10 protein-coding genes are annotated in these 12,452 nt (G+C 46.1%); 8 read left to right on the top strand and 2 right to left on the bottom strand.

All coding sequences use genetic code 11. The features are described 5' to 3' along the window. Window positions 1-3 precede the first annotated feature (3 nt). Window positions 4-1,860, bottom strand: coding sequence for an alkaline phosphatase PhoX (locus MHN00_RS16910; protein ID WP_239301890.1), 1,857 nt, complete (start codon window positions 1,858-1,860; stop codon window positions 4-6). A gap of 452 nt (window positions 1,861-2,312) precedes the next feature. Next, window positions 2,313-3,542 (bottom strand): DUF4861 family protein, encoded by a 1,230-nt coding sequence (locus tag MHN00_RS16905; RefSeq protein WP_239301985.1) that lies wholly within the window; start codon window positions 3,540-3,542, stop codon window positions 2,313-2,315. A gap of 178 nt (window positions 3,543-3,720) precedes the next feature. On the opposite strand from MHN00_RS16905, the gene MHN00_RS16900 reads away from it, so the two are divergent. From MHN00_RS16900 to uxaC, 8 genes are all read left to right on the top strand, one after another. Beyond that, window positions 3,721-4,479 (top strand): SDR family oxidoreductase, encoded by a 759-nt coding sequence (locus tag MHN00_RS16900; RefSeq protein ID WP_239301889.1) that lies wholly within the window; start codon window positions 3,721-3,723, stop codon window positions 4,477-4,479. Window positions 4,480-4,519: 40 nt separating this feature from the next. Further along, the gene (gene kduI / locus MHN00_RS16895; RefSeq protein ID WP_039225580.1) at window positions 4,520-5,365 is read left to right on the top strand and encodes a 5-dehydro-4-deoxy-D-glucuronate isomerase; all 846 of its coding nucleotides are present in this window, start codon (window positions 4,520-4,522) and stop codon (window positions 5,363-5,365) included. A gap of 30 nt (window positions 5,366-5,395) precedes the next feature. Next, window positions 5,396-6,379 carry a TRAP transporter substrate-binding protein gene (locus MHN00_RS16890; RefSeq protein WP_239301887.1) on the top strand — a complete coding sequence of 328 codons (984 nt, stop codon included), beginning with the start codon at window positions 5,396-5,398 and terminating at the stop codon, window positions 6,377-6,379. Window positions 6,380-6,381: 2 nt separating this feature from the next. Then, window positions 6,382-6,867 carry a TRAP transporter small permease gene (locus tag MHN00_RS16885; protein ID WP_014949872.1) on the top strand — a complete coding sequence of 162 codons (486 nt, stop codon included), beginning with the start codon at window positions 6,382-6,384 and terminating at the stop codon, window positions 6,865-6,867. Continuing rightward, a complete protein-coding gene (locus MHN00_RS16880; RefSeq protein WP_014949873.1) occupies window positions 6,867-8,162 on the top strand; it encodes a TRAP transporter large permease in 1,296 nt (431 codons plus the stop codon). Before MHN00_RS16885 ends, MHN00_RS16880 begins: the two co-directional genes overlap by 1 nt. A 146-nt stretch (window positions 8,163-8,308) precedes the next feature. Beyond that, window positions 8,309-9,325, top strand: coding sequence for a LacI family DNA-binding transcriptional regulator (locus tag MHN00_RS16875; protein ID WP_014949874.1), 1,017 nt, complete (start codon window positions 8,309-8,311; stop codon window positions 9,323-9,325). Window positions 9,326-9,534: 209 nt separating this feature from the next. Next, window positions 9,535-11,025, top strand: a complete 1,491-nt coding sequence (locus MHN00_RS16870; protein ID WP_239301885.1) for an altronate dehydratase family protein — start codon at window positions 9,535-9,537, stop codon at window positions 11,023-11,025. A gap of 11 nt (window positions 11,026-11,036) precedes the next feature. Continuing rightward, window positions 11,037-12,452: a glucuronate isomerase gene (gene uxaC, locus MHN00_RS16865; RefSeq protein ID WP_239301883.1), complete on the top strand. Its 1,416-nt coding sequence runs from the start codon at window positions 11,037-11,039 to the stop codon at window positions 12,450-12,452.

The following is a 12,452-nucleotide window of genomic DNA, read 5'->3' as shown; positions in this document are numbered from 1 at the left end:
AACTTACTTATCTGCTGGCTCATACATCCACAGCGTATTGTTTTCTTGGAAACCGTCTTCACCGATAAGAATACGGCCGTCGTTCATCACCACTACGTTATCTGGTTGAGAAAGCTGTTCAACGTCACAACGCTCGGCGCCAGTTAGGCTTGAACGGTACGTACCGCCCATCACCACAGGTTCAATACGAGAGATGTTATAGCCTTCTTCAAGCTTGGCACGATAAACACCACCACAGTCTTTAACGCGGGCTGAAAGCTGCATATCGCCTTCACCGTCAATCATTGTGTTGTCGATATCAGCGATGCCGATGTAAAGGTATGCATTCTGTACCACTTCACCTTCGATAGTATCTACACCTTCAACCGCTTCCTTTGCGCGTTTCTGGTTGATTGAGATACCTTCCAGTTTTCTCCACTCTGCGGTAGCCCCTTTAAGACGGGCCGCTGCACGACTCTCTAAGAACGCTACGCGGTTATCCATTGGCTGTCCTGCTGTTACGCTAGAGCCACCTTCCTCTACCGTTGGATAGGTCGCATCGCCATCAGCCCATGCTTGAACGTCGGCCATAGTAATGTAAGAACTTTGTCCATCCACGTAATCGTCGGTACCAATACCATTGTATTCATCAATCCACGCGCGAATAGTCAGGTTGTCACCGCTGGCTAATTCCACCCATTCAACCGCAAAACCAGTTGTCGCAGGATCATTCTGACCTGCGTCCTGAGTGAGCTTAGCGCCGTAAAGTGTACCTGCCGATAAGTCTTCAGCTGTGTCTGCGACAAACTTAAACAGTACGCCACCCGTATCATCTTGAGAAAGGTAAACCGTTTTGCCGTCAGGCATGACCGTTGAGTTCTCATGCTCGTAACGGCCCATGGCGAAGTGCTTAACAATAACCGGCTCATCAGCCAACGGCTCTGTTACTTCCGCAATGTAGCCATAGTTGTACGGGTTTGGCGCATCTGGCGCCGTCATTTGCCACATACGACCTAAGCGCGCATCTGTAGAAACGGCCTCTGGGTTATTCCAGCTTGGTGATGTTGTCGTATCCACCGCCGAATCAACCACCCACTCTTCTGAAGTAAGCGGTGTACCCCAAGGTGACATTGAACCAAAGCAGTTTGCCGCCGTTCCCCACACTGGCGAGAAATCCAGCATCATGGCTTCAGTTACTTCCCACATACCAAACTCGTCTTTTTCAACTTTCATGCGGCTCATACCGCCAGGAAGCTCTTCCCAGTTCGAGAAAAGGTAACCTTCGCCTTCGGCGGTTGAGATGAAGCCGTTAAAATCAGGCATGTCATTTTCAAGAACCAACTCTTCGCCATCCAACGTGTAGATGTGACCTAAGCCTTCTGGTAGGTCAGTACCGAAAGTGTCGCCCGTTTGTCCGAGTACTTGATATTGACCAATGGCAGAAACCACCAGCTCTTTTTCTTCATCTGAGCTTGGTACAGGTGAATTTGGTAATGTTACTGGCAGATTGTTGAAGTTAGCACCTGCAAGCACGCCCACTGTACCGGTGTTGATAGGCATTGCATTTACACTGGTTGTCGCCGCATTAGTGCCAGACGGGTGCTGAACGTTAAAAAATAAATCGCCTTCGTCTGTTAAGAATATACCGGTCACTTCTGCACCAAGTGGAACCGTAGCGATACGTGTTAGCGTACCTGCACTATCACCTTGAGGACCTTGGTCGCCCACCGGGCCCTGATCTCCTACTGGGCCTTGCTCACCTACAGGGCCTTGTACACCGTCTTTGCCATCGTCACCTTCCAGTGAACAGGCAGTCATCCCTAGTGTTACAGCCAGTGCTATCGCTGAATACTTAATTCCACGAAGAGTTTCGCTTTTCATTATAGTTCCTTGCTTATACTTGTTTTCGATGTTGAGTGGAGGTAAGCAGAAGACTCACCTCAGTAAACGGTCTTAGCGGGCGAAAGTCTGGAGGACATTTGTGACATTCCGGTGACAGTGAATTGACACCAAAATGAAGCTTTATTGACACAAGGGTCTGAAAAAACGACTAAAACAGATGCGAAAATTTACGAAGGCGCTGTAATCATTGGGATTATTGAATGCTCAATCAAGAAAACCTAAACCACTCAGTCAGTTTATGAATTATTTGTTTCACAATACTGGTCAGAGCTTTGTGCCCGTGAACACAACAGCACATAACTGCTTGAAAGTTGGATGTGCTAAAAATGGAAAAAGAGGGTAGTTGGAAAAGGCAATTAGAGAAAGGCATGGTATAAGCTAACGGGCTACGCATTTCGCTAAGGCCCGTTAGCCTGGTCGCTAAGTAATACTTAGTTTAAGACGGTAAGAGGATGATTATACATCTTTAATTTATTAACCAGATAATCTTCGAACTGCTTTGCAGTTTGTACATCACTACTGCGCTTAGGCCAAACCGCGAGAATTTTATAATCTAAAGCGGTTAAAGGTTTGAACAATACAAGGTGGTCATGTTCACCCTCGAATACCTTTTCGACCTGATCTAATCGATAAACAACGGCCAATCCTAAGTTGTCATTATTTGCCAAGATACTTTGCGTTCCCCAAGTCGCTACAACGCCCCACTCACCACGCTCGGCTTTAATCACCTGCATTCCATCATGCGCCACTAGACCTGCGACAATATTATCCGATGGCTCTGATACAGAAACGCTGATGTGGGTGGTGGGGTCAAACGCATCAATTCGATAGTGCGTGGTAACGTCGATGCTGTCCGCTTTCGCATCAGACGATGACCACCCTTCGTAGCCAACCTCGAACTCAGCCCGCAACTGAGAGTTCGAGACTAATTGGTATTGCGTATTCTCTACATGCTGAAAGTGCATAACTGTCTGCGTTGAGGAGTCTTGGGTTTCTTGTTCTGTTAATCGACCTAGCGCACCCACGCCCAACGATTTACCAACTTTAAGCGCGTCTCCACCCCACGAAGATAAATTATGATAGCTATCGTAGCCGTCTTGCCCCACCTCAGGTAATACTACACTGTCGTTCGCTTTAACAAAGACATCAATAGCGTTACGCCAATCAAGATAAAGGCGATAGCCCATTTGATCAGACTCCCAGCCTGGTCCTTCGTAACGCAAAAAGTAAGAATGATCGGTCAATTGCGGAGGCGATGTGAATGAGGTAACTTCTTCAAAAGAAAAACCCTCAGCGCTATATACTGCGTCTTGCCACTCTCCTCCTGTTCTTACGGAAAGTTCAGCGTGCGCCCGGTCTTTAAGGTTAACATTCGTAGCTTGCTCAGGTGGCATAAGTTCCAATGACGCACTACTTCCTGGCGCAATGGATGCTGCACCTAGTAACACCGCTTGCCCTTCGCTATTCTCAATCCATTCTGACGGATATTGCTTTAACTTCCACCCCGAATATTGCAGGGGCAGAGATACTTCAAAAATTTGATCGCCGCTACCACCGTCTGCCGAATTTTTCACCTTAACAGACAAAGCCGAATTTATATCCCCTTGTGAGCAACTTGCCAATAATGGCACCAAAATTAGACCTATCTTACTAAATTTCATCACTTTTATGCTCTCCATCGGTTGTTAACGCATTTAACTAATTAACGATATTTATAAACAATATATTGACAAATGCCACCGGTGGCAATTATTTTAAATTTTGTTAACGAGATTTTTCAATTTAGTATGTCGATAAAATTCGTCATACCCATGAACCATTTAGTGAAAGGTAAATTACATGGTCAACTTTAGCCTAGAAGGTAAAACCGCATTAGTGACCGGAGCAAGTCGAGGTATAGGCCAAGCGCTTGCTTTAGCACTCGCCACTTCTGGCGCCTTCGTCATCTGCGCCAGTTCTCGACCAGGTGGATGTGACGAGACACTACGTAAAATTCAAAGTGAAGGTGGTCAAGCCATAGCATTAGATGCCGACCTCGCTGATGCCGACGCGGTAGTAAAACTTGCTGAAGATGCGTTATGCATTAAAGGACACATCGACATCCTGCTGAATAACGGCGGCACTATTTTCAGAGCACCAGCTACCGACTTTCCTTTTGACGAGTGGAAAAACGTGCTTGCTGTCAACATCGATTCAGCTTTCCTACTTAGCCAAACTATTGGCAAGACGATGGTAGAACGGCGACAAGGCAAAATCATCAATATTGCATCAATGTTAAGTTATACAGGTGGCATCACCGTTCCTGCTTACACCGCGAGTAAACACGCCATTGCGGGCCTTACGAAAGCGCTAGCAAACGAATGGGGCCAATACAATGTGCAGGTGAACGCAATTGCGCCAGGTTACATCAAAACCGATAACACCCAAGCACTGCAAGATGATGAAACGCGCAGTGCTGAAATTTGTGCCCGCATTCCAGCTAACCGCTGGGGGGAAAGTGATGATTTAGCAGGTGCGGCGGTATTTCTTGCGAGCGCAGCAAGCAATTACGTAAACGGCCATATCCTTGCTGTCGACGGCGGCTTTCTAGCACGTTAATTCACGAATGGGGGATACAGCCATGAGCGATAGAAAAGACATGAGCAAGAAAATAGACACCCGATATGCTATCGGTCGTAAAGAGGCCAATGCTTACAACACGCAAGAATTGCGTGACGCATTTTTAGTCGACACCCTTATGACACAAGGTGAAGTCGTATGGATATACACCCACTACGAACGCTTTATGCTTGGAAGTGCCGTACCGACAACGTCAGCGCTAACGCTAGAAACCATTGAAGATCAGTTAAAGATGCCGTTCTTTACCGCCCGTCGCGAAGTCGGTGTAATTAATATCGGCGGACCTGGAACCATTACTGTTTCAGGCACCACTTATCACCTAGATAATGAAGAGGCCTTGTACATCGGACAAGGCAATGAAGAAGTCATTTTTGAGTCGGACAATGCGTCCAATCCTGCCAAATATTACTTAAACTCGGCGCCGGCTCACCACGCCTATCCCTGCAAAAAAATAGGCAGCACAGATGCAAACATCCTTCACTTAGGCAGTCAGGAAACCTCCAACAAGCGTGATATCAAACAGTTACTTATCAATACTGTTGTCGATACTTGTCAGCTTCAAATGGGACTAACGCGTCTGCACACAGGCTCCGTCTGGAACACCATGCCAGCTCATCAACATGACCGACGCAATGAAGTGTACTTTTACTTTGATATGGATAGCGAAAGCCGCGTATGTCACTTCATGGGCGAACCTCACGAAACTCGCCATATTTTTGTAGCAAATGAAGAAGCCGTGGTATCGCCACCTTGGTCCATTCATTGTGGTGTAGGTACTGGAAGCTATGCGTTTATCTGGGGAATGGCAGGTGAAAACCTGGATTACGATGATATGGATAAGTTTCCGCCTTCACAGTTGCGTTAAGCAGCCCTGCTCTAAATAGGTGTAATGATTATGTTGCGGTATATAAAACTCACACTGTCAGCCACGGCCCTGTTGCTAGCCTCGGCGTGTTCGCAAAATGAACTGAAAGGCGAAGTCACCGTATTGCGCTTGGGGCATACGTTAGACACTCAACACTCAGTACATAAAGCAATGGAATATCTTGGCGAGCGCCTAGATTACTATTCTGACGGTACAATGAGTGTGGTTATTTACCCGAGCAGCCAGCTGGGAACCGAGAGGGAGATGGTAGAACTGCTGCAGATTGGCTCACTCGCCATGACTAAGGTGTCGGCAAGTCCTTTGGAAGGGTTTGCACCGGAAATGAAGATTTTTAGCATTCCTTACATTTTCCGCGATAACGAACACTTCTGGCGTGTATTAAACAGCGATTTAGGCGATGAGTTGCTATCTGGTGTTGAAGACTTCCGACTTAAAGGTCTCGGCTATTACGATGCGGGAAGCCGTAGTTTTTACACCAACGATAAACCAATAGAAACACCAAGCGATCTGAACGGACTCAAAATTCGCGTGTTGAACAGCCCCACTGCAGTAGCAACAGTTCGCGCACTTGGAGGAGCTGCAACCCCCGTTGCCTGGGGAGAACTGTACACTGCGCTTCAGCAAGGCGTTGTAGACGGCGCAGAGAATAACCCGCCCAGCTACTACCTTTCACGTCATTATGAAATTGCCCGTTACTACAGCCTTGACGAGCATACCAGTGTTCCAGACGTCATGCTGGCATCGCTGCCGGTATGGGAAAGTTTGAATGAACAGCAGCGAACGTGGCTAACCAAAGCAATGGAAGACTCTGTTGAATACCAACGCGAACTTTGGAAAACATCTACGCAAGCCTCTTTAGAAAAGGTAAAAGCCGAAGGCGTCACAGTTATTACGCCTGATAAAGCGCCTTTCGTTGAAGCGGTAAAGCCTTTTCATAAGAGCTTTGAAAACACGCCAATTGGCGACTTAATTACGCAAATAAAAGCGATGTAACAATGACAATAATACGCCTCATCGATAAAGCCTTAGCCGGCACCCTTATTATTGCCATGGTAAGTATTTTACTTACCGTAATTTGGCAAGTGGTCTCACGTTACGTACTTAAAGACCCTGCTTCGGTCACCGAAGAGTTGTCTAGGTTCATACTTATTTGGATAGGCATCTTAGGTGCGGCCTACGCCTATCGCCAAAACGCGCATTTGGGATTCAACTTAATTGTTGAGCGTCAGTCTCGTAAAGTGAAACGCCTTCTACTTACCTGCGTTGAAGTCATTGTCATTATCTTCTGTGTTTTGGTGATGGTTTACGGCGGCGCTGAACTAGTGTCTCTTACATTAGAGCTAGAGCAAATCTCAGCAGCGCTAGGTGTGAAAATGGGCTTTATCTATAGCGTGCTTCCCCTATCTGGAGGCCTTATCATTGCCTATGCACTGGTTAACATTACTGCACTTTGGCGAAACAACAATAAGGAGTCAGCGTAATGGAACTGACCGGTATTATCTTAGTCGTCGCCTTTTTTGTACTCCTTCTTTTAAATGTTCCTATTTCAATCAGCATTGGTGTAGCCACGCTGCTTGCTATGGTAATGAGCATGGACATTGCTCCGGCTACCATTACTATTGCCCAGCGTATGGCAGGTGGTCTTAATAGCTTTGCGCTCTTGGCAATCCCATTTTTTGTTTTATCTGGCCTTATCATGGGACGCGGCGGGATAGCCAAGCGATTAATTGAATGTGCAATGGCGCTTATTGGTGCGCTTCCCGGTGGTTTAGCCTTGGTGAACGTCGTTTCCTGCATGCTTTTTGGTGCAATTTCAGGGTCTGCGGTAGCGACTACGTCTGCTATTGGCAGCTTCATGTTGCCCGAAATGAAAAAAGCGGGCTACGAGCCGAATTTTAGCGCAGCGGTCACTGCCGCTGCATCAACTACGGGAATGTTAATTCCACCAAGTAATATCTTAATTGTATACGCAATCGCTAGCGGTGGCGTATCCATCGCCGCCCTTTTTATGGCTGGCTATATTCCAGGCATTATGGTGGGTCTAGCGCTCATGCTGGTGTGCTTTATCTACGCAAAAATGAAGGGATACCCCCTATCGCCGCGACTTCCTATTAAAGTAGTTGTCGAAAAAACTATCGCAGCACTCCCTTCTCTATTCCTCATATTCTTAGTGATTGGCGGCATTGTGGGCGGCGTTTTTACCGCTACCGAAGCTGGTGCCATTGCGGTGGTTTACTCATTGCTGTTAGCTGTGGTGTTTTATAAAGAAGTGGATGCGAAAGCCCTACCTGATATTTTCTTGAAGGCGGCAGAAACGACGGCAATTGTAATGCTGCTTATCGCGGCCTCAACAGCGATGTCTTGGCTATTGTCGTTTGAGAACATTCCGCAAACCTTAAGTAACGCACTGTTGTCGATAAGCGATAACCCATTACTTATTCTTCTCTTAATCAACCTATTGCTTATCGTAGTTGGTGCATTCTTGGATATGACACCTGCCGTACTTATTTTTACGCCCATATTTTTGCCGGTGGCCTTAGAACTTGGAATGAGCGAACTGCAATTCGGCATCATGCTCGTACTCAACCTGTCTATTGGATTGTGCTCACCGCCCGTCGGCGCCGTACTTTTCATTACCTGTGCCATTGCCAAAACCAAACTTGAGAACATCATTCGACCGCTAATACCTTTATATGTGGCTATGTTTGTCGTTCTTATGCTAGTTACGTATGTCGCATGGTTCAGCGAAGCGCTACCACGTGCACTAGGATTTTAGTAAGGTAGAATCATCAAAACTGAAAGGTGTGGTCAGGCGTAGTTTGATCACACGAACTTTCACTTTTGAGTAACAAAAACATATTGCCCGTATTTGTGTGGTAATATCGGAAGTAACGACATAATAGCGCGGAAAAACAGAGAATTATGAACAAGCGCCCGACTATCAATGATGTTGCAGCCCTAGCAGGTGTTTCAAAGCGTACCGTGTCACGCGTCATTAACGGTGCGACCAATGTGGGAAAAGCAACACGTGAGCGCATTGAAGCGGTCATTCAAGAAACGGGGTTTGCCCCTGACAAGCAAGCGCGTGGTTTAAGTACTAGCCGATCATACTTGATAGGCCTAATTTACGACAACCCCGATGCCTTGTATATCGACCAAGTGCAAAGAGGCGTGTTAAGCATATGTTCTCAAAAGGGTTATGAGTTAGTTGTACACCCTTGTAGTTATAATGCCGAAGGTTTTGTAGAAGACTGTATTAACTTTGTACGTCGTTCAAACATAGACGGTGTCATCATATTACCACCGGTATCCGAATCGAAGTTATTAGCCGACGCGCTGCAACAAAAGAGCATTAACTATGTGCGAATGGCGTCAGTAGATTTAGATGACCATCAAAATATCGTAGTGAGTGACGACAGAGCTGCTTTAAGTGATTTAGCGCGCTATATGGTTTCACTAGGTCATAAAGACATTGGTATCATCAGCGGTCCGCAACAGTATTATTCCTCAAAAGAGCGTTTGGAAGGCTTTGTTGAAACGCTTAACGGCCTGGGTGTCGATGTACCTAAAAACAGGGTAATTGAGGGTAAAAACAGCTTCGAAAGCGGTATAGAATGCGCGCGTCAATTGCTTATTCAGTCACCACGAGTTAAAGCTATTTTTGCAAACAACGATGAAATGGCAGCGGGCGTATTGAAAGTGGCTCATGAAATGGGAATAACCGTACCTGACGAACTATCCGTCGCGGGGTTCGATGACAACCTACTTGCTGCCCGTGTGATCCCTGCCCTTACCACTGTTCAACGTCCCGTTGGCGATATGGCAGCTATCGCAGCGCGTAAAATCATCGCGCACATCGAAGGCAGTGAAGTTAGTGAAACCGAAACGTATCTGGTCAAACCTCACCTAATTATTCGCGATTCAATCAAAAAAGTGTGATTTTTTACAATGAAGTGTTGCTAACACTTCTTTTTCGACCTATTATGCCACCGGTGGCACGACAATAAAAAAGAATGTTAAAAATAAACAATTTGTAAACAGAGCGTAAAAAGCAACGTTTTCTAATCTATCGCTCTTTTTAAATACACAGTGCTTATTTAACAACGCTTAGCGGTTAAATAAGCCGTAAAGATAAAGCAGGACTTGTAATGGACGTTAAAACACAACTAGTTAAAGTGCATAATAACGATAACGTTGCGGTTGCAACCTGCCCTATCGTGGCTGGCACTTACATCGCTGAATATGACATTACAGTTAGCCAAGACATTCCTGCTGGCCATAAAGTTGCCTTAGTTACCCTGTCAGACGGTTGCGACATCGTAAAATATGGTTTCAGCATTGGTGCTGCAACAAGCCAAATTAATGCTGGTGAACATGTTCACAGCCATAACGCAAAGACTAAGTTAAAAGGCACTGAACAATACGTTTACGCGCCGTCAAATACCGCTTCAAAACAAAACCATCTTACTTCTGGGTTACAGTTCATGGGATACAGAAGAGAAAATGGAAAAGTGGGTATTCGCAATGAAGTATGGATCATCAATACCGTAGGCTGCGTAAATCGAACAGCAGACCGTATTGCCAACGAATGTAATCGCCGTTTCGCTAGCGAGTGCGACGGGTTCCGCGCATTTACCCACCCTTTTGGCTGTTCTCAGCTGGGCGATGATTTAGATGACACGCGCACTATCTTAGCCTCTCTCGCATCTCACCCGAACGCTGGTGCGGTGTTAATTGTAGGCTTGGGTTGCGAAAACAATCAGCTTAAGAGTTTACTGCCTCACGTTGATAAACCGGCAAATCGGGTTCGCTTCTACAACGCACAAGAAGTGGTAGATGAGTTAGAAGAAGGCGTCAATGCGGTTTATGACTTGTTAAAAGTAATGGCTAATGACAAACGTGAGCCTATCGACGCTAGCGAATTAACCTTAGGCATGAAGTGCGGTGGTAGCGACGCTTTTAGCGGTATTACTGCCAACCCAACAGTAGGGCGTGTTACCGATTTAATGTGTAATCTAGGTGGCTCGGTCATTTTAACCGAAACGCCAGAAATGTTTGGTGCCGAACAGCTTTTAATGAATCGCGCAAAAAACAAAGACGTATTCGAGGCGTTTAACTCGCTGATTGATGAGTTTAAGAACTACTTTATCGCCCACAACCAACCTATTTACGAAAACCCGTCTCCAGGTAATAAGGCAGGCGGTTTAACCACACTAGAGGAAAAGTCTCTCGGCGCGGTTCAAAAAGGTGGAACGTCTACTATTCAGTCTATCTTGCAGTATGGCGAGCCCAAGCAAGATAAAGGCTTAAGTTTATTACAAGCACCTGGTAACGATGCCGTTAGTTCAACGGCGTTGGCAGCATCGGGGGCACATATCGTTTTATTCACCACAGGCCGAGGCACGCCCCTTGGTTTTCCTGTACCCACAGTCAAGATATCGTCAAATTCAGATATCGCTAATAAGAAGCCACATTGGATAGATTTTAACGCTGGACAAGTTCTGGAAGGCGTATCTATCGATAAGTGTGCCGAAGCGCTACTCCAACATTGTTTGGCAGTGGCATCTGGTCAACAAACCTGCAACGAGAAGAATGGCAGCCATGAGATTGCTATTTGGAAACGTGGCGTCACCCTCTAAAAGAGAGCGTTATGGAATCGATATTATTACATGAAGATAGACTTTTTCCTGCCGATGAAGCAACCCGAAGTGTTGCAAAGGCGCTGTATAAGGAAATTCGAGATCTCCCTATCATAAGTCCACATGGCCATACTGATCCACGTTGGTTTGCACAAAACAATAATTTCACCAATGCAACCGAGTTGTTTATCACCCCTGATCACTATGTGTTCAGAATGCTGTATAGCCAAGGTATTAAATTAACCGATATTGGAGTGCCACGTTGGGACGGCGGCGAAACGGAAAAGGATCCACGTAAAATCTGGAAACTTCTGGCAGATAACTATCATCTATTTGCTGCCACACCATCGCGTTTGTGGTTAGACACTGTATTTCACGATGTATTTGGTTTGCGAGAGATGTTGTGTAGCGACAACGCAACGCATTATTACGACCACATCACTGCGCAGCTTCAAGGGGATGACTTTAAACCCCGCGCACTGATGGACCGCTTCAATATTGAAGTGATTGCTACTACCGAAGGTGCGCTTGATGCCCTTCCCCATCACGCAGCGATTAAAGATACACCGTGGGCAAAGCGGGTTATCACCACCTTTAGACCTGATGATGTAGTCGATGCTTCACGAGAAGATATTGTTTCAAACATTGAGAAACTTGGTGAGCTCACCGGTGAAGACACTGCAACCTGGCAGGGCTACCTGAAAGCAATTCGTGCACGACGTGCCGTCTTTAGAGAGCACGGTGCGACAGCAACGGATCACGGCCACCCAACAGCGAACACAGCTGATTTAAGTGAAGCTGAGTGTATTGCTTTATTCGATAAAGTAAGAAGTGGAAACAGTAACGCTGAAGAGCAAGAGCTATTTAGAGCGCAAATGCTTACCGAATTAGCGGGAATGAGTGTAGAAGACGGCATGGTGATGCAAATTCACCCTGGTTCGTTTAGAAACCACAACAGTCAGCTCTTTACACAGTTTGGTCGCGATAAAGGCCACGACATTCCAATGCAAACAGATTTTGTTAAAGCGCTTCGCCCGTTACTCGGTAAATACGGTAACGAGCCTAACCTCGACATTATTCTATTTACATTAGATGAAACCACGTACAGCCGTGAATTAGCACCACTCGCAGGCCACTACCCTTGCCTGAAACTTGGTCCTTCTTGGTGGTTCCACGATAGCCCTGAAGGCATGTTGCGCTTTAGACATCAAGTGACAGAAACCGCAGGTTTCTTCAATACTGTTGGTTTTAATGACGATACGCGCGCGTTCTTGTCTATTCCTGCACGTCATGATGTTGCCAGACGCATTGATTGTCGCTTCCTTGCACAGCTAGTTGTGGAGCACCGCATCAGTGAAACAGAAGCGGCCAGCATTGCAAGAAAACTAACTTATGATTTTGCTAAACAAGCGTACAAACTGGGGTAA

Source organism: Alteromonas sp. Cnat2-8 (genome assembly GCF_022348355.1).
Classification (GTDB): domain Bacteria; phylum Pseudomonadota; class Gammaproteobacteria; order Enterobacterales; family Alteromonadaceae; genus Alteromonas; species Alteromonas macleodii.
This window is presented reverse-complemented; position numbering and strand designations above follow the sequence as displayed.